We start from the raw sequence: 17754 nt of genomic DNA, 5'->3' as shown, positions 1-17754 counted from the left end.
GCCTCTGATTCGTTAGATACTGAAAGCGTGCCTTTCACGCCAGCCCACGCCGCAGCCGCCCTGCCTCTTCGCCGCCTGCCGTTGCTGACTTCTGCACTCGTCATCGGCACCTTTGCACCTGACTTCGAATACTTCCTTCGCCTCGCTCCCGGAGGTGGATACGGACACACTCTGCCCGGTGCCTTCGTGCTTTCCCTACCCTTAGCTCTGCTGGTGCTGTGGCTCTTTCACACCTATGTGAAACGGCCCTTCTGCGAAGTGTTGCCCGATGCGTTACAGCGCAAGGTGAATCCTTACCTGTCACAGTTTCAGTTCAACGACGCAAAACGGTTTCTGCTGATCCTCCTTTCGATTTTGACCGGCATCGCCACCCATATCGCGTGGGACTCATTCACCCATCCCACAAGCTGGCTCGCACAACACTGGCCGTTTCTTAACCAGACAGTGGCCATGCCGTTCGGCAGGCAGATCGCTTATTACAAGCTCTTTCAACACTGCAGCTCTCTCATCGGAATAGCCGTGCTGGCGATATGGTTCGCGCGCTGGTACCGCACATCCGACAGCGGTAACAACCTGGCGCCACGACTCTCCTCGACACAGAGATCCCAACGCATCGCATTCATATCCGTGATTGCCACATTCTGCGCATTCGCGTGGTCGTTTCTACTCGTGCATCGCGAATCTCGGGAAGGCATGATCGGAGCTGCGATATGTGCTTTCATTGCGGTGGCATGGTGGCAGCTTGTTCTCTACGGGATCTTCGTCACAAAGCAAAGATCTCAAAGGCTACAAATACCTACGGCCATACGTTGAGACTCAACGCATGGCCGTAGATCGTTTCGCATAGGAATCAGTTGCTGCGCAGCGCCACCATCGGCTCAATGCGTGCAGCTCTTCGCGCAGGCAGAAAGCCCGCGAGGAAAGCCACAACCAGCAGCAGCCCAACTGTTCCGGCAAAGGTAAGCGGATCGGAAGGCTGCGTACCGAAGAGCAACGCGCTGATCGCCCCAGCCACAGCATACGAAGCCACGGTCCCGATCACAACGCCGATGAGCGCCATGCGCAGCGTCTTGCCGATAATCGCCGACTGCACCCGTTCGCGTGTTGCGCCCAGGGCCATGCGAATGCCAATCTCCTGCGTCTGTCGCGTCACCGAATAAGAGATCACGCCATAGATGCCAAGCGATGCCAGGATCAGCCCCAACCCGGCAAAGATACCCACCAGCACAGCGAAGAATCGCCGCGGCGATACTGCATGATCCACCACCCCCTGCATCGTTTGGAACTCCGAAGAAGGCTGCCCGGGATTCATGGTGCGAATGGTGCTAAGGATGCTGCTGCTCAACGACGCCACAGACTGACGCGACTTCACTACCAGCGAAAGGCTGCCCGGCCCCCACACAGAGGACTGCGTGATAGGCAGGTACATCTGCCAGCCAATCTTGCCCTCAACTGCGCTCTCATGCACATCGTCGATCACCCCGATGACTCGAATGTCGTGCCCCTGTAGAACGGCGACGCGGCCCACCGGATCCTGGTGCGGCCACATAAAATCTGTCGCCGACTTATTTAAGATCATGACCAGCTCAGTCTTGTCATTGTCCGACCAGGCGAAGTCGCGTCCATGCAGCCGCATCCCCATTGACGCGATATATCCGGGCGAGATGATGTAGACAAAAGCTCCGTGGCCTTCATCCGGAGGATAAGGCCGTCCCTTAGGCTCTGGAGCACCCCAGCCGCGGTTACGCAGCAAGGGCAGATTGTCCGTGATGCCGACAGCTTCGATACCCGGCAAAGCAGCAACTCGCCGCTGCATTTCAGACAGGAATGCGTTGAGCTTCTCCGGCTTATCGATGGAGTTAGGCGTATCGATCGCCATGGCAGCCGAGTGGCTCGGTTCGAAGCCAAGATCGATATCCATCACGTGCAGAAAGCTGCGTAACAGCAGCCCCGCAGCAACGATGAGCACGCAGGCCATCGCGACTTCGGCAATCACCAGCACCGTGCGCAGACGCTCATGCTTGCGCCCGCTGCTGGTGCCCGGTCCGGAGTCCTTCAATGATTCCTGAATATTGGTGCCTGAAAGCTTAAGTGCGGGCACAAAGCCAAAGAGAAGACCCACGAGCAACGTAATTCCCAATGTCCATGCGAGCACCACACCGTCCACGCGAACGCTGCTCATCAATGGCAGCGCGATCGATCCCTGATGCGCAAGCCAGTAGGAAGCGCCGTACGCCAGCGCGAGCCCCAAGGCAGCACCCGCAGCCGAGAGCACCAGGCTCTCCGTCAGCATCTGCCTGATCAGCCGCCAGCGGCGTGCGCCAAGCGAAATGCGCAGTGCAAACTCCTTCGTTCGCGTGGCTGCGCGAGCCATCATCAGATTCGAGAGGTTCACGCAAACGATCAGCAGAATCGCGCCTACAGCGCACCACAGTACGACCAGAGACCGCCTGAGAGATCCACTGACATAGTCCTTCAGTGGTAAAGCCCAGCCTGCATCCTTGTAAGCATGTATCGATAACGGCTGCGCCTTTTGCCAGTAAAACTTAGGGAAGAGTTCCTTGCCTTCCTGCCGCACCTGCTGAATCGTTACTCCCGGCTTCATGCGGCCAATCATGGTAAGCGTATTTCCCTGCTGGCGAATGTCGTTCATCACCACAGGATCGAACATGTCGACCTTCTCACCTGGGGAGAAGACCGCACCGAAATCGAAGCCTTCAGGTAAGACGCCGACAACAGAAATCGGCTTGTCATTGAGTGATATCTTTTTTCCGACGATCGATGGATCGCCGTTATATTGAGTCTTCCAGAACGCATAGCTTAGCAGCACCACGCCGCCGGTTCGTGTCTCTTCGTCCGTAAAGGTGCGCCCAAGCACCGGCGTCACACCAAGCATGTGGAAGAAGTTTCCTGCTACCGAGATATCTGTCGCTGGCTTGGGATCTGCAGTGCCCGTGAGTCGCAGGTTATCCGGTGAGGAGAAAGCATAGTATCCCGTCACATCGCTATAGCTATGGTTCATGGCGCGCAGGTCTTCATAAGCATCTGCCGAATACGTAGCAGCGGAGAGATTGTGCCCGGCATCCGGCGGCGTAATCCAAACAAGCTGGTCAGGATCAGAGAACGGCAGCGGCCGCAACATCAGCGTTCGCACCACGCTGAACACAGTGATATTCGCACCAATCCCTAGGGCCAGAATGATCACAGCCACCGCGGTGAATCCGCGATCCCGGCCCAGCGTGCGCAGCGCATAGCGCAGGTCCTGCACCAGGTGCTCCATACGCAGCCATCCCCATCGCTCCCGCGTCACATCCGCCACCATCGGTACATTGCCAAATTCACGCATCGCCGCTCTCCTTGCCTCCGCCGGAGACTCGCCACGAGCCACCCGGTCGGCCACAGCCATCCTCAGATGGCTGTCGATTTCTTCCTGCAACTCCGCCTTGCGCCTGCCTAAACCAAAAGGACTCATGCTTCGCTCGCCTTTGCCGACATGATGGCTTCAATGGTCGCCACCATCCTGCCCCAACGCTCGTAATCCGCCGCCAGTTGCTTCTTGCCCAGCGCCGTGATCTTGTAGAACTTCGCTCGCTGGTTGCTGTCGCTCTTCTTCCACTCCGACTTCACCCAGCCCTGCCGCTCCAGCCGGTGCAGCGCTGGATAGAGCGACCCGGTCTCAACCTGCAGCACTTCGTTCGAAGTGGCGCGAATCGCTTGGCTCACGCCATAACCATGCTGTTCTCCCCACTGCAGTGTTTTCAGAATGAGCATGTCCAGCGTTCCCTGCACCAGTTCGATCCGGTTTTGATAGTTGTCCTTCGTTGCCATAGGCTGTAGAACCTCTACATGATGATGTAGATGTTCTACTCCCTTGCGCAGGTTTACGCAACCACCTTTTCGCAAGTTCCCCGGATTCTCGGTCTTGCAAAAATTTCTTTGGAGCCCTACGCCCTGCCGTAGACTACTCACATTCCTGTCGAAACTCTCCTTAAAGCGAGAACTCCTCATGAAACAAGCTCTTACCCTCGCCTTCCTACTGCTCGCCACCGCAAATTTCGCCAACGCTCAAGCCTCGAAAGAGGCTGAAACCAAGTCGCGAGAACGCGCTGAAGCCCTCCGTATCGCCGATGCCTGGCTCGACAGCGTGCAGGTCTACCAGCACATTCCAGCCATCTCCGCGGGCGTCGTCTCCGGTGACAGCCTCATCTGGGCCAAGGGCTACGGCACTATCGACGCTAACCATTCCATCCCCGCCACGCCGCAAACGCTCTACTCCATCTGCTCCATCTCGAAGCTATTCACCTCGGTTTCGCTCATGCAGATGTACGAATCCGGTAAAGTCCGTCTCGACGAGCCGCTGACTACTTATCTGCCCTGGGCCAAGCTCAAGCCGGTCACGGATGACACCGTTCCCGTCACACTGCGCGGCCTGCTGACGCACTCCTCCGGCCTACCCCGCGAGTCCGACGAGCCCTACTGGTCCGGCCCAGACTATCCCTTCCCCACCCAGGAAGAAGTCCGTAAAGTCATCGGAACGCAGACTATGCTCTATCCGTCCGAGCGCTACTTCCAGTACAGTAACCTCGGCCTTACGCTGGTCGGCGAAACCGTCGAAGCCGTCTCTGGCGAGAAGTACGCGAAATACGCACAGACCCACGTCCTCGACCCGCTCGGCTTGAGAGACACCCACCCATTCCTGCCAATGGACCTCTACGGCAAGCGCCTTGCCGTCGGCTTCGGTGCGATCCAGCGCGACGGTACTCGCGAGCAGCTGAAGGCCTTCGACGCCCGCGGCATCACGCCCGCCGCCGGATACACTTCCACCGTCGAAGACCTCGGCAAGTTCGCCTCCTGGCAGTTCCGCCTGCTGCGCACCGGCAAGCCGGAAATCCTAAGAGCCTCCACCCTGCGCGAGATGCAGCGCGTCCAGTTCATGGACCCCAACTGGAAGACCTCCTGGGGCCTCGGCTTCACCGTTGTGCATCGCGACAACCATACCTACGTCGGCCACTCCGGCGACTGCCCCGGCTATCACACCACGCTTGAGCTTCGCCCGCAGGACGAGCTTGCCGTGATCGCTATGGAAACCGGCGCGGAGCACCCTGGCACCTGGGCGGATGCTGTCTTTGGCCTGCTCGACAAGCGCAAAGGCTACGCGTTCAAAGCTCCCGCACCGGCCACTGGTGTCGATCTGGAGGCCTTTGCCGGTCACTACTCCAGCCAGCCATGGGGAGCAGAGATGCTGGTGCTTCCATGGGCAAGCGGACTTGCCGTCCTGCAGCTCCCGAACGCCAATCCCGCCGAAGCCATGTACTTCCTCAAGCCTAAGGGCGGCGACATCTTCCGCGTTGTCCGTGAAGATGGCAGTGAGGCCGACGAGGTCACCTTTGTTCGCGACGGCGCAGGGAAAGTCACCGGCTATAAGCAATTCAGCAACACCCGACAACGGATCGCTATCCCCACGGAGCCGCCAGTCAAACTCAACGAATGAGCATCGGCAAAGACCAGACCGCAAGAGAAAGAAAATTCATACCGGGAGTCTTACCTTGAACAGAGCAGTCATCACACTGTCCAGTCTCCTCTTGCCCGTCGCACTCTTGATCAGCGGCAATGCCCAACTGCGCCGTCTCTCCGCCGACGACCTGCCCAAAGTCGTCCGTATCTCCGACCCGCGCATCTCTCCCGATGGCAAGACCATCGCTATAACCGTGGCGCGCGCCAATCTGAAAGAAGACCGCTACGACGCGGAAATCGACCTCATCGATATCGCCACCAAGCAATTGCGCGTGATGACCCACGACCGGCTCAAAGTCGGCTCACCGCGCTGGTCTCCCACTGGCGACCGCATCGCGTTCCTGGCCGAAGGCGACAACAAAAAGACACAGATATTCATTCTGCCGTTGAATGGAGGCGACGCGTTCCAACTCACCCATGCGAAGACCTCCATCAGCCTGCTCGCGTGGAGCCCTGACGGCGCAGCCCTCGCCTACGCCGCCGAAGACGAAGCTCCCGAGAAGAAGGACGAAGCCAAGTTCGAGGACGCCTTCGAAGTAGGCGACAACAGCTACCTCGAACGATCCCGCGCCCTTCCAACCCACATCTGGCTGGCTCCAGCGTCAGGCGGCGAAGCCAAACGCCTCACCTCCGGCAACTGGTCTCTTCCCAACAACTTCGCGCCCTCCGGCCCTCCATCACAGCTCAGCTTCACTCCCGACGGCAAGTCGCTGCTCTTCGTCAGCGCTGACTCCCCACTCAGCGGCGACACCGACTCGACACGCCTGCAGATGCTCGATCTGGGTTCCGGCAAGGTTCACCGCCTCACGACCGCCACGACCGAGGAGTCAAACCCCGTGCTTTCGCCCGATGGCAAGCTCGTCGCATACGCCTATCCTCGCGACGGCAAGCCCAGCAACGAAGAAGCTGCCTACGTCGTTCCCACGGCTGGAGGCACAGGAAGCGACGCAGCGTTCGCGCTCGACCGCAGCGTGTCTCCCGCAGCGTGGCTCGCCGACAACAAGACACTCGTGCTCACCGGCCCGGATGGCACGCACCCTGCAGTATGGCTTCAACCCATCGGCGGCAAAGCCACCAAAATCGACATTGGCAATCTCAACCCATCGGCCATCGACGTGGCAAAAAGCGGAGCGATCGCCTTCACGGCCACCGATGTCGCGCATGCTCCGGAGCTGTTCTATGCGCCGCAGCCTGGCCAGTCGCCAGTCCAACTCACCCATCTGCAAACCGTGACCGACGGCGTCGAACTCGCCAAGCCTGAAACATTTCACTGGAAGAGCGACAAGTTCGACGTCGACGGCATCCTTACCTATCCTGTCGGTTACACAGCCGGCAAGAAATATCCTCTTGTCCTTTACATTCACGGCGGACCTTCCTCGGCTTCGTTTGAAAGCTTATCCATGGGGCCACAGATCTTTGCCGCAAAGGGCTGGCTGGTCTTTGAGCCGAACTATCGCGGCAGCAATCACCAGGGCAATGCCTTCAAGTCCGCCATCGTGAAGGACGCTGGCGCTGGTCCTGGACGCGACGTGATGGCCGGCATCGCCATGCTCGAAAAGCGGGGCATTGTGGATGAGACGAAGATCGCTGTTAGCGGCTGGTCTTATGGCGGTTATATGACCTCATGGCTGATCGGCAACTACCCGACTGTCTGGAAGGTTGCCGTCGCCGGAGCTCCGGTTACCGATCTCGTCGATCAGTACACGCTGAGCGATAACAACATTCAGCGCGCGGCTAACTACGGTCCCTCGCCCTTTGTTGGCGACAATTTGAAGACCTATGCAGAGCAGTCGCCGATCACGTATGCATGGCGCATCAAGGCTCCTACGCTGATCATGTCGGATGTCGGCGACTGGCGCGTGACGACGACGCAGGCTTACAAACTCTACCACGCGCTCAAAGACAACAACATTCCGGTCAAGTTCGTCGCGTTTCCGGTTCCGGGCCACAGTCCTGCTGATCCTATCCGCGCCCGCGACGTTTACCGGCGCTGGACGGAGTGGCTGGCAACCTATCTGAACGGAGAAATTCCCGCTGCGAAATGAACGCTACGGGAAAGAGGAAGCGCATTGGGTTGCTCTTCAAGTTCGCTGGACGAAACTTTGGAGAATGGGATGGGGGAGGGGTATTTATTTTCCCTTTGCGTGCGAACCCAAATGTTGCGTATTGCGATTATGCACCAAAGCGAATAATCAAACGCAACTTGGCCGCAGATTTTTTTGAGCTACTCGGCGGACCCGTGCGACGCGGCCAGAGTGTAAGAAAATAGAAGCATGGCAACCGAACGCGAGACTGTTCGCATGGACAAGTGGCTGTGGGCGGCGCGCTTCTTCAAGACACGCGCGCTGGCCTCGAAGGCCTGCGATCTTGGCCGCATCCACTCCAACGACATCCAGGCTAAGCCTGCCCGCGACGTGCGCGTGGGAGATATGCTGCGCATCAAGAACGAGGCTGCCGAGTTCGAGATCGAAGTGCTGCTGCTCAGCGAAATGCGCGGCCCCGCCGCCGTCGCCCAGACGCTCTTTCGCGAAACCGAAGCCAGCCGGACACGCAGGCTGGAGCTGGCCGCCGCGCAGAAAGCCCTCTACGCACTCGAAGGAATGCCAGCCGCCAAACCCTCCAAGCGCGACCGCCGCCAGATCAGCCGCTTCCGCGGCCGCGACTGACCGCGTCGGAACACCGCTCCACTTTGCATCTCGGATCCAGGTTAAAGATTGTTTACATGTGACGGATACAACCTATCCTCGATGAGCACATTGGCGATTTGGCACCAGTCCAAAAGCGCAAGTTTGAGGGATCCTCTCGCTTGATTAGCTGTAAGACGATAGCAATCTTCAAAGTTGTCGTGCTTTGAGAAGCTGTTCCGCGTCAACTCGCCAAAGTGAAGAGCTCGACGAGCATTCTTATGCGTTCTTTCTGACGACTGGCGGGAAATCGCTTCGTCCTTGTGAGGTCTGCGATTCCGTGCAGGCCTGCCCAGAAGAGTTCCGAAAGGACCTCCGGCTTCGAGCCGTGTCCTTGAAATAGCTCCATGAGTTGTGCGAATGCGAACCGGAGTTCTGGAGGAGTGGCCGCGTGAGCGAAGGGTATGCTCAGGCTGAGCGAGAGCATCACCTCGTAGAGTGCCGGTGAAGACGCGGCGAACTCCAGATAGGCGGTTGCGACTGATTCGACCGTTTTTCCAGGCTTGGCCCGCTTCCGTGCCTTTTCCAAAGCCAGACCGATCTCCTGAAAACCCTCGATAGCCACCGCAGCAAGAATTCCTTCGCGGCTTCCAAAATGAGCGTACAAGACGGGTTGGCTGTAGGAGATCTCGTCGGACAGCCGACGAACGGTGACGCTGGGCCAGCCTTCCGACTCCGCTATCCGCCGTGCGGCACTGAGAATCTGTGCCCGGCGGGCCTCTCTGTCACGCTGTTTTCGCTCCGCAAGCCGGTTCGGCACAAGTGTTGTTTCCATTGGCTATGATTATAGCATTGCTAGAACTTCTACCGGAGATTAAATCATTTACGAATGTTCTTGCATCCGACCACGCAATGCCGCATCATTTATAGCGTTGCTAGATTTTCTAACAAAATGCAACACGGAGAAGAGAAATGAACACGACAGCAAGCTTCGTCAGTTCCGCAGATGGTTCGACTTTGAAAATCAATTCACCGCTCTTCTGGTTCACCCTCTTGATACCGGTCGCTATCATCGGAATTGGCATCAACTTCATCCTCAACCCGGTTGGAGCCTCAACGGCCTACGGCATTCCGATCCACGACCCCGCTGCCTTTCCCTTCATGTGGGTCAAGGGAATTCGCGACATCTTCTCGGGTCTCGTCGTCCTGACGTTTCTTCTTCGGGGAGACCGGCGCACCACCGCAATCCTCTTCGCCCTTGCGATTTTCATTCCGGTCGGCGACGGGTTGGTCATTCTGGCTCATCTTGGCTTTGCGCCGCCCATCTTCATCCACTGGGGAACAGCGCTTTACATGATGATCGTTGCAGCGTTTCTTCTAAGAAAGAAGTAGCCGTGACTCAACCGCAGGTGCTGGTCGTGGAGGAATCATCATGGAAGTCTTGAATGTTGTCGCAATACTCGTCGCTGGGTTGATGGTTGGATGTGAACTGGCGATCGCTGTGTTCATTCATCCCACGCTCGATAAACTCCCGGATGAGGTTCACCTGCCGGCCGCAAGCGCCCTGGCTCGCGTACTGGGGACTGTCATGCCGTTTTGGTACGCCATTGGCTTCTTGCTCATCTTAGCCGAAGCAATCATTGAATGGCGTCAGTCTGGGATTCTACCAATCTGGTTCGCTGCTTCGGCTATATTGTGGATGCTGGTGATTATGTATACGATCACGACCCTCGTGCCGATCAACAACCGGATTGCTTCCTGGGAGAAGTCCACTCCGCCTGCCGGTTGGAAGGCCTACCGGAGCAAATGGGATATGCATCACCGCTGGCGTGTTGTCCTGCTCACGATAGCTTTCGCGATTCTTGTCGTGGGAATTTTGTAGCGAACGCTCTTGCGGGCACGATTCGTTTGCAGGACCAACCGAAACCGTGAAGAGGAAATCAAATGCCAGAGACAACAAGCAAGACCGGTGCATTGCCTGCCGACGATCTCAGCCGCGCCTTGGCTCTTACCCAGGTGGATAGTCCGACAGCCCAGCATATCGGTATGGTCGGAAACACGTACACGATCACCATCGCCGGCAAAGATACCGGCAATCGCTTCTGCGTGATTGACATGCATGTGCCACCCGGCGGCGGGCCGGGGCCGCATCGTCACGACTTTGAAGAGACTTTCACCATCATTGACGGCGAGTTGGAGGTGACCTTCCGCGGAGAGAAGTTCATCGTTCGGGCCGGGGACACGGTCAACGTTCCGTCCAATGCTCCTCACCAATTTCACAACGCATCCTCAAGCCCTGTCCGGATGCTCTGCATCTGCTCTCCAGCGGGGCATGACCGGTTCATCCTTGAAGTCGGAGTTCCTGTCGCGACGCGCACCACGCCGCCACCCAGGCTCGACCGGAAACAGATGGCCGAGTTTCTACAGAAGGCAAAGGCAGTCGCCCCGAAATATCACACTGAGCTTCTGGACCGGGCGTAGACAGACCAATTGCTTTACGAAGAGATACCAATTCGTTTCGATATATCGGATTGCCTCTACTCGTCGCAAAAGCTATTACTCTCGAATCGCGAGAACAGGCCAACGCACGCCTCGAGCATTGAACAATCAGCCTTGCGGCGTTGCGAGTGTTTTAGACAATCCGAAAACCAGCTACCCACTTGAAACCACTACCCAACACAATCTGCGCCAAGTATCGTGGTGACCTATGAACTTGCGCACCCAGATCCTCGTGTCTCTGCTCCTCACCGCCGCCATCTGCACCCCTATCCCAGCTCTCACGCAGGCTCCTAACACCCTTACAAAGAAAGAGAAGGTACAAGGGTGGCGCCTTCTCTGGGACGGCAAGACCACTGCAGGCTGGCGCAGTGAGCGCGGCGGGCCTTTTCCCTCGTCCGGCTGGGTGATCAAGGATGGTCTGCTGACCACCACCGATCTTGGCGGAAAAGAAGGCGGTGCGGCCGGCGACATCGTTACTACTCGCAAGTTTGCCAACTACGAGCTCTCCGTCGACTTCCGCATCACGACCGGAGCCAACAGCGGCATCCTCTACGTCGTTGACCTGGACCTCAAACATGGGTCCGGCTCACCGGTCGGGTACGAGTATCAGATCCTCGACGACGCGGTGCATCCCGACGGCAAGCTCGGCAAGGATGGCGATCGCACTGTCGCCTCTCTCTACGACCTGATCCCCGCCGCCGGCACAGCCGACCACACCAAACCGATTCATCCCATTGGCGAGTGGAACACCGCCCGTATCGTCGTGAATGGAAGCCACGCCGAGCACTGGCTCAATGGCGTCAAGGTACTCGAATACGACCGCGATTCCCCGCAGTTCCGCGAACTCGTTGCCAACAGCAAGTTCAAGGTCTATCCCAACTTCACCGGGATGCACGATACCTGCATCGACCTGCAGGATCACGGCTTTCCTGTTTCCTTTCGCAACATCAAGATCCGCGAGTTGCCGCCGACAGCAGCCAAATAGCGCGTCCTTCGACCGCATTGCGGTTTAGCGGCTGCGTGATAATGCACTGTTTGAGAGAGTGCACATACGAGGGCGCTGCGGCAACAGGCTCACCGATGCCTAACATCGGGCGGACCAATTGGAGTTTGTGAGTATCTGCATGAAGACCAACGACGCGGTAACGCTGCGCCAGCTGCGACGCATCGACCTTCGATCAGCAGCCACGATTCTTGGCCGTGCCATGTGCGACAACCCCTTGCACGTCCGGGCCTTCGCAATACCGGACCGGGAGCGCCGCAGCCGCGCGCTGGAGCGGTTCTTCCGGCCGGTACTGATTGGTCTCCACCAAAGAGGGATGATTTACGGCGCTTATTGCGATGGCACGCTTGTTGGAGTTTGCGGCGTTGCCAGGCCCGGCCTTTGCCAGCCTGGTCCTCTCGAAAAGCTTCGCGTGCTGCCCGCTGTCGTGTTCGGCACTCCATTCGGCACGGCGCCTCGCGTCCTGAGGTGGACCGGCGCCTGGGCGCATCGCGATCCTGCGGAGCCCCACTGGCATCTGGGACCGGTTGCCGTCGAACCCAACTCCCAGCGCCGGGGTATTGGACGCGCTTTACTGGACTCGTTCTGTAGGCAACTGGATGCCTTGGGAGAAGTTGGGTATCTCGAGACCGACCGGCGGGCAAACATTGAGTTCTATCAGAAATTCGGGTTCACAGTGGTGGCTGAAGCCGATGTGTTGGGAGTTCCCATCTGGTTCATGTCCCGTCGTGTCGGGAATCCGCGCCAGGGCTGAGAGGCGTGAACGCAGCAATCTCATTGGCCGAGGGATAAGTGAGGCCCTTGTGGACACTGGGAAGGCAATTGTGTGGCTTGCCTCTACCTAGGCTCATTCCATGCTTTACTATAGTTAACGATAACTTTAGGTCGACCTTGAGCCGCCGCAATACGGGCTCCGGCCTGCGGCATGTATGCTGTTGTCGATTGTTTGGACTTCAAACCTGATTGTTTTCAGAGGATCTAGATGACCAAATCCTTGTTTGATCTCAGCGGCAGAGTGGCCGTTGTCGTGGGCGGCACCACCGGCATCGGCCACGCTCTTTCGCTTGGCCTGGCCGACGCGGGAGCCGATGTTGTCGCGTCCTCACGCCGCCTCGAAGAGGTAGAAAAGACCGCAGCCGAGATCCAGGCCAAGGGCCGACAGACGCTTGCGCTTACCTCGGACGTGAAGGATCGCGATTCTCTGGTGACGCTGCGCGAGGCGGTGCTCGAGTTCTTCGGCAAGGTCGATATCCTCATCAACTGTGCGGGGACCACCAAGCGCGGCCCGACGCTCACCTTCGCTGAAGACGACTGGAACCACATCCTGGAGACCAACCTGACCGGCACACTGCGCGGCTGCCAGGTCTTCGGCGAGACGATGCTGGCGAAGAAGTATGGCCGCATCGTCAACATCGCTTCGCTCTCGACCTTTGTCGCGCTCAATGAGGTGGCTGCCTACGCAGCCAGCAAGGCAGCCGTGGGCTCGCTCACCAAGTCGCTGGCGGTGGAGTGGTCCAAGCACGGCGTCAACGTGAACGCCATTGCTCCGGGTGTCTTCCGCACCGCGCTGAACTCGACGCTGTTGGACAGCACGCCGCGCGGGCAGGAGTTCCTGACGCGCACGCCGATGGCCCGCTTTGGCAGGACCGAAGAGCTGGTGGGCGCGGCTATCTATCTCGCCTCGGACGCAGCCTCGTTTGTCACCGGCGAAATCATCACTGTCGATGGCGGCTTTCTCGCCAGCGGCGTCAACCAGTAAAGGGAATCCAGTTGAGTCTTGTATTGAAGCCCAAAGAAACTTCGCGCTGGGATCTCGTCTCGCTCGGCGAGGTCATGTTGCGCCTCGACCCCGGCGTAGGACGCGTTGCCACGACGCGCACCTTTCAGGCCTCGGAAGGTGGCGGCGAATACAACGTTGCTCGCGGACTCAAGCGCTGCTTTGGCCTGCGCTCCGCCATCGTTACCGCGCTGGCCGATAACCCCGTCGGACGGCTGGTCGAAGATTTGATGTACCAGGGTGGCGTGGATCAATCTCATGTCCGCTGGGTGAAATATGACGGCGTGGGACGCACCGTACGCAACGGCCTCAACTTCACCGAGCGCGGCTTTGGCGTGCGTGCGGCACTTGGGTGCTCGGACCGCGGCAACACCGCCATCAGCCAGCTCAAGCCCGGCGAGATCGACTGGGATGAGATTTTTGTGCGCGAAGGTACGCGCTGGTTTCACACTGGCGGCATCTTTGCGGCGCTGTCGGAAACGACACCACTGGTAGCCAAGGAAGCGATTGAGGCTGCGCATCGCAACGGCGTCATCGTGAGCTATGACCTGAACTACCGCGACTCGCTCTGGAAGTCGATTGGCGGCAAGGCGCGGGCGCTCGAAGTGAACAGCGAGCTTGCTCCGCTGATTGATGTGATGTTGGGCAATGAAGAGGACTTTACCGCGTCGCTCGGTTTCGAGGTCGAAGGGCTGGGCGAGGTGGATACACACGTTGGCGAGCTCGATACCAGCAAGTTCCGCCGCATGATCGAGCAGGCTGTGGCCAAGTATCCCAACTTCAAAGTAGTCGCCACCACCCTGCGTACCGCCCGCACGGCCACGGTCAATGACTGGGGCGCGGTCTGCTACGCAGACGGCAATTTCTACGAAGCCCGACCGATGCCCGGCCTTGAAATTCTTGACCGCGTTGGCGGTGGAGACTCGTTCGCTTCGGGTCTGATTTACGGGTTCCTCAGCGGCCAGGGTTCTCAGTATGCGGTCGATTGCGGCTGCGCTCACGGGGCTCTCGCCATGACTACTCCCGGCGACACCACCATGGTCACGCTGCCTGAAGTTGAGCGTGTGATGAAAGGTGGCGCAGCGCGCGTGCTGCGGTAAGGTCTCAGCGATTTTCGGGTGGATGAAGGGAACGGGCTTCAGCCCGTACATCAATAAGTCACATTACATCGGGGCTTTAGCCCCTGGGGTTCCAATGCATAAGTCAGCAGTCATTAAGAAAATTCGCGAAGTCGGTCTTGTCCCAGTCCTACGCGCCGACAGCGAAGAAGAAGCTCTTCAGATCGCCTACGCCCTCGAGGCCGGCGGCGTTACTGTGCTCGAAGTCACCATGACGGTTCCCGGTGCGGTGGACGCGATCCGCCGCCTTGCCTCGGAAGCAGGCGACCGCATCCTGATCGGCGCAGGCACCGTGCTCGATCCGGAGACAGCCCGCGCCTGCATGCTTGCCGGGGCGCAGTTCATCGTGAGCCCCGCGCTCAACCTGCGCACCATCGAGATCTGCCGCCGCTATGATGTTGCCGTCTTCCCCGGCGGGCTCACTCCGACCGAAGTCATTACTGCCTGGGAAGCAGGCGCAGATGCAGTGAAAGTCTTCCCCTGCTCGGCGATGGGCGGGGCCAGCTACCTCAAGGCTCTCAAGGCACCGCTGCCGCAGGTACAACTGATCCCTACCGGCGGCGTCTCGCTCGCCACTGCTGCCAGTTTCCTCGAAGCGGGGGCATTTGCGCTCGGCGTCGGCGGCGACCTGGTCGATAACAAGGCCATCCGCGCTGGGAAGCCGGAAGTGATCACCGAGAACGCCCGTAAGTATCTCGAAATCGTGGCCGCGCACCATGGAAAGGCAAGCTAGCCGATGAAAGCCCTCGTCCTCGAACAGCCTGGCGAAGTCAACGTAGGTACGGTCAGCGACCCCGCATCGGCGGGAGATGAAGTTCTGCTGCAGGTACGCAGCGTGGGCCTCTGCGGCAGCGACCTGAACTCCTACCGCGGCAAGAATCCGATGATCAGCTATCCGCGCATCCTCGGGCATGAAGTTGCGGCGACGGTTGTTGCATCGAGCAAGACCCATCCGCAGTTCGCAGCCGGGGTGAACGTTACGCTCTCGCCCTACACGCAGTGCGGCAAGTGCCCGTCCTGCCTGCGCGGACGGCCCAACGCTTGCCAGTTCAACGAGACCATGGGCGTGCAACGTGACGGCGCGCTGGCGGAATACATCTCCGTACCCGCAGGCAAGCTCTACGCCGCCAATCTCAGCATCAAGGAGTTGTGTCTTGTCGAGCCGCTGACGGTCGGCTTTCACGCGGTTGCTCGGGGGCGGGTCACGGCGGAAGACACAGTAGCCATCATCGGCTGTGGTGGCGTCGGCCTCGGTGCAGTCGCCGCCTCAGGCTTCCGCAAGGCGAGAACGATCGGCATCGACGTGGACGACGCTAAACTCGCCATCGCGAAGCAGTCCGGCGCTACCGACACCATCAATACGAGCCGCGAAGATATGCACGCGAAACTACAGGAGCTGACCGGCGGCCGCGGCCCCGACGTGATCATCGAAGCCATCGGCCTGCCCCAGACCTTTCGCGCGGCGGTGGAAGAGGTCGCCTTCACTGGCCGCGTCGTGTACATCGGCTATGCCAAGGAGCCGGTGGCCTACGAGACGCGCCTTTTCGTGCAGAAAGAGCTGGACATTCTCGGCTCGCGCAACGCCCTGCCCGAAGATTTCCGCGAGGTCATCCGCATGCTCGAAGAAGGCCGCTTCCCGGTCGATCAGGCTGTCAGCCATCAGGTCTCGCTTAGCGACGCGCCGGAGATTTTGAAGGCGTGGAGCACCAACCCCGCAGCCTTTTCGAAGATCATGATTCAGGTCAGCTAGATCAGGTGAGCTAGCTACTTTTCAGCAGGCTTGCCTTCGAGCGCCGCGTGCGGCCAGCCATCCGTCCAGTCGATGGTCGAGAGCTGCATCGACGGCCTGCCGGTCTTCGCGTCATAGGCGTGAAACACGATCAGATCCTCACCCTTGGGATCTGCTTTTGAGTGCAGCAGCAGGCTCTCGCCGCCCGGCCCCAGCCATGTCGCGTTGGGTTGCAAGAGTTGCGTTCCGCCACCCTCGGTCAGCGGCTTGCCGGTCTGATCGAGATAGGGCCCTGTGACTTCCTTCGAACGGCCCACCATCGTCCGGTAGGTGCTCTTCACTCCGCGGCAGCAAAGGTCCCACGAAGTAAAGAGATAGAAGTAATCGCCGTGGCGAACGATGAATGGGGCCTCAATCGCCTCCCAGTTTGGGGGTAGATTTGGCGGTGCGGGTGCGGCATTCTCCGGCTTGGCACGGCGCGCCAGCGAATACAACTTCGTGTCGGTTTTCGAAAGCAGTCCGTCCCCCCCCAGACGGCGCATCTTGATCCCATCCCAGAAACTGCCAAAGGCTAGCCAGGCGTTGCCCTTCTTATCCAGAACAAAGTTCGGGTCGATGGCATTGAAGTTATCTTCTGTCTTCGACTCCAGCACCAGTCCCTTGTCGATCCACTTGTATTCGGGGCTGGTGAAATCCAGCGTCTTGTTCACCGCGAGAGCGATGCCGGACGTGTTCTTGCCGAACAGAGAATACGAGTAGTACATCCGGTACTCGCCGTCGACAAAGGAGATGTCGGGCGCCCACAAGTCCTTTGTGCCGGGGCTGCGCTCGTGAATCCATGCCGGAATGTCATTGAAGACATGTCCGCACAGCTTCCAGTGCTCCAGATCCTCTGAACACCGCACGGCAAACTGCCCGCCATCCGGAGCCTTGCCCGTGGCGAAGACATACCAGGTCTTGCCCTCCTTGATGATCGAAGGGTCATGCGTTCCCGCCGCATCCCCCGAGAGATGCAATGCGTGGGGCCCAGCAGCAAAGCACCTGCCGAGAGGTATGAAGAGAAGGGCAAGCAGGAGAGCAGCAGGCATGAGTTTGCGGGGCATGGTGAATCCTTGATATAGCAAAATGACGCTTCCCGAAATTCGAGATAACGTTTTCCGGAAGTGTATCAGACTCGCTCCGAGGTCCGCCAAGAACGGAGGTTTCATTACCAATGTGGAATGCCCATGTTGCCTTTGTAACTCGAATCGAGCAGAAGTGTTATTCCCACTTGCAGAACGCATTGCTTAGCCTTAGCAAACCAAGTAAGCAAGATTCCCAGCAAGGATATGTCTGAGCCATGCGTGAAGTTGTCGTAGCACTGATGTTCACCCTTTTCCTTCTTTCGCCGAGCGTAGTCGCCTGCTTTTGCGCCAGTGAACGCCGATTGCTTCGCCGCAAGGCCAACAACTGCTGCCCCGAAGTTGACCGACGCGACCACCGCTGACCGA

At 58.8% G+C, this 17754-nt stretch carries 17 protein-coding genes; 13 read left to right on the top strand and 4 right to left on the bottom strand.

What is annotated here, in order from left to right:
- Positions 1 to 27 precede the first annotated feature (27 nt).
- Positions 28 to 813 carry a DUF4184 family protein gene (locus tag AC5S27_RS02225; RefSeq protein ID WP_493932954.1) on the top strand — a complete coding sequence of 262 codons (786 nt, stop codon included), beginning with the start codon at positions 28 to 30 and terminating at the stop codon, positions 811 to 813.
- A gap of 37 nt (positions 814 to 850) precedes the next feature.
- On the opposite strand, the gene AC5S27_RS02220 is transcribed toward AC5S27_RS02225, so the two are convergent.
- Together AC5S27_RS02220 and AC5S27_RS02215 are read right to left on the bottom strand one after the other, a co-directional pair.
- Complete coding sequence (locus tag AC5S27_RS02220) at positions 851 to 3472, bottom strand: ABC transporter permease (protein WP_493932953.1); 2622 nt, start codon at positions 3470 to 3472, stop codon at positions 851 to 853.
- On the bottom strand, positions 3469 to 3828 hold the full coding sequence (locus AC5S27_RS02215) for a PadR family transcriptional regulator (RefSeq protein WP_493932952.1): 360 nt from the start codon (positions 3826 to 3828) through the stop codon (positions 3469 to 3471). The genes AC5S27_RS02220 and AC5S27_RS02215 overlap by 4 nt, the downstream gene beginning before the upstream one ends.
- A 178-nt stretch (positions 3829 to 4006) precedes the next feature.
- Between AC5S27_RS02215 and AC5S27_RS02210 the strand changes: the two genes are divergently transcribed.
- From AC5S27_RS02210 to AC5S27_RS02200, 3 genes are all read left to right on the top strand, one after another.
- Positions 4007 to 5491: a serine hydrolase domain-containing protein gene (locus AC5S27_RS02210; protein ID WP_493932951.1), complete on the top strand. Its 1485-nt coding sequence runs from the start codon at positions 4007 to 4009 to the stop codon at positions 5489 to 5491.
- Between the two features lie 55 nt (positions 5492 to 5546).
- The gene (locus AC5S27_RS02205) at positions 5547 to 7559 is read left to right on the top strand and encodes a S9 family peptidase (protein WP_493932950.1); all 2013 of its coding nucleotides are present in this window, start codon (positions 5547 to 5549) and stop codon (positions 7557 to 7559) included.
- A 228-nt stretch (positions 7560 to 7787) separates the two neighbouring features.
- The gene (locus AC5S27_RS02200) at positions 7788 to 8180 is read left to right on the top strand and encodes an RNA-binding S4 domain-containing protein (RefSeq protein ID WP_493932949.1); all 393 of its coding nucleotides are present in this window, start codon (positions 7788 to 7790) and stop codon (positions 8178 to 8180) included.
- Positions 8181 to 8382: 202 nt separating this feature from the next.
- Here the strand turns inward: AC5S27_RS02200 and AC5S27_RS02195 are convergent, their stop codons facing one another.
- Positions 8383 to 8958: a TetR/AcrR family transcriptional regulator gene (locus tag AC5S27_RS02195; protein WP_493932948.1), complete on the bottom strand. Its 576-nt coding sequence runs from the start codon at positions 8956 to 8958 to the stop codon at positions 8383 to 8385.
- A gap of 152 nt (positions 8959 to 9110) precedes the next feature.
- Here AC5S27_RS02195 and AC5S27_RS02190 point away from each other — a divergent pair, with 152 nt between their 5' ends.
- The 9 genes from AC5S27_RS02190 to AC5S27_RS02150 all read left to right on the top strand — a co-directional run bounded on the left by AC5S27_RS02190 (position 9111) and on the right by AC5S27_RS02150 (position 16285).
- Positions 9111 to 9530 (top strand): DUF4267 domain-containing protein, encoded by a 420-nt coding sequence (locus tag AC5S27_RS02190; RefSeq protein WP_493932947.1) that lies wholly within the window; start codon positions 9111 to 9113, stop codon positions 9528 to 9530.
- A gap of 40 nt (positions 9531 to 9570) precedes the next feature.
- A complete protein-coding gene (locus AC5S27_RS02185) occupies positions 9571 to 10020 on the top strand; it encodes an anthrone oxygenase family protein (RefSeq protein ID WP_493932946.1) in 450 nt (149 codons plus the stop codon).
- 62 nt (positions 10021 to 10082) lie between these two features.
- Complete coding sequence (locus tag AC5S27_RS02180; protein ID WP_493932945.1) at positions 10083 to 10619, top strand: cupin domain-containing protein; 537 nt, start codon at positions 10083 to 10085, stop codon at positions 10617 to 10619.
- A 226-nt stretch (positions 10620 to 10845) separates the two neighbouring features.
- Positions 10846 to 11622, top strand: a complete 777-nt coding sequence (locus AC5S27_RS02175) for a 3-keto-disaccharide hydrolase (protein WP_493932944.1) — start codon at positions 10846 to 10848, stop codon at positions 11620 to 11622.
- Positions 11623 to 11761: 139 nt separating this feature from the next.
- Positions 11762 to 12394 carry a GNAT family N-acetyltransferase gene (locus AC5S27_RS02170; RefSeq protein ID WP_493932943.1) on the top strand — a complete coding sequence of 211 codons (633 nt, stop codon included), beginning with the start codon at positions 11762 to 11764 and terminating at the stop codon, positions 12392 to 12394.
- Between the two features lie 228 nt (positions 12395 to 12622).
- On the top strand, positions 12623 to 13399 hold the full coding sequence (locus AC5S27_RS02165) for a glucose 1-dehydrogenase (protein ID WP_493932942.1): 777 nt from the start codon (positions 12623 to 12625) through the stop codon (positions 13397 to 13399).
- Between the two features lie 23 nt (positions 13400 to 13422).
- A complete protein-coding gene (locus tag AC5S27_RS02160) occupies positions 13423 to 14517 on the top strand; it encodes a PfkB family carbohydrate kinase (RefSeq protein WP_493932941.1) in 1095 nt (364 codons plus the stop codon).
- A gap of 94 nt (positions 14518 to 14611) precedes the next feature.
- Positions 14612 to 15268: a bifunctional 4-hydroxy-2-oxoglutarate aldolase/2-dehydro-3-deoxy-phosphogluconate aldolase gene (locus AC5S27_RS02155; protein WP_493932940.1), complete on the top strand. Its 657-nt coding sequence runs from the start codon at positions 14612 to 14614 to the stop codon at positions 15266 to 15268.
- A gap of 3 nt (positions 15269 to 15271) precedes the next feature.
- Entirely contained in the window at positions 15272 to 16285 is a 1014-nt protein-coding gene (locus AC5S27_RS02150; RefSeq protein WP_493932939.1) for a zinc-binding alcohol dehydrogenase family protein, read from the top strand.
- Positions 16286 to 16299: 14 nt separating this feature from the next.
- On the opposite strand, the gene AC5S27_RS02145 is transcribed toward AC5S27_RS02150, so the two are convergent.
- Entirely contained in the window at positions 16300 to 17367 is a 1068-nt protein-coding gene (locus AC5S27_RS02145; protein ID WP_493932938.1) for an arabinan endo-1,5-alpha-L-arabinosidase, read from the bottom strand.
- Between the last annotated feature and the right edge of the window lie 387 nt (positions 17368 to 17754).

The sequence above is a fragment of the Acidicapsa borealis genome (genome assembly GCF_059115245.1).
This window is presented reverse-complemented; position numbering and strand designations above follow the sequence as displayed.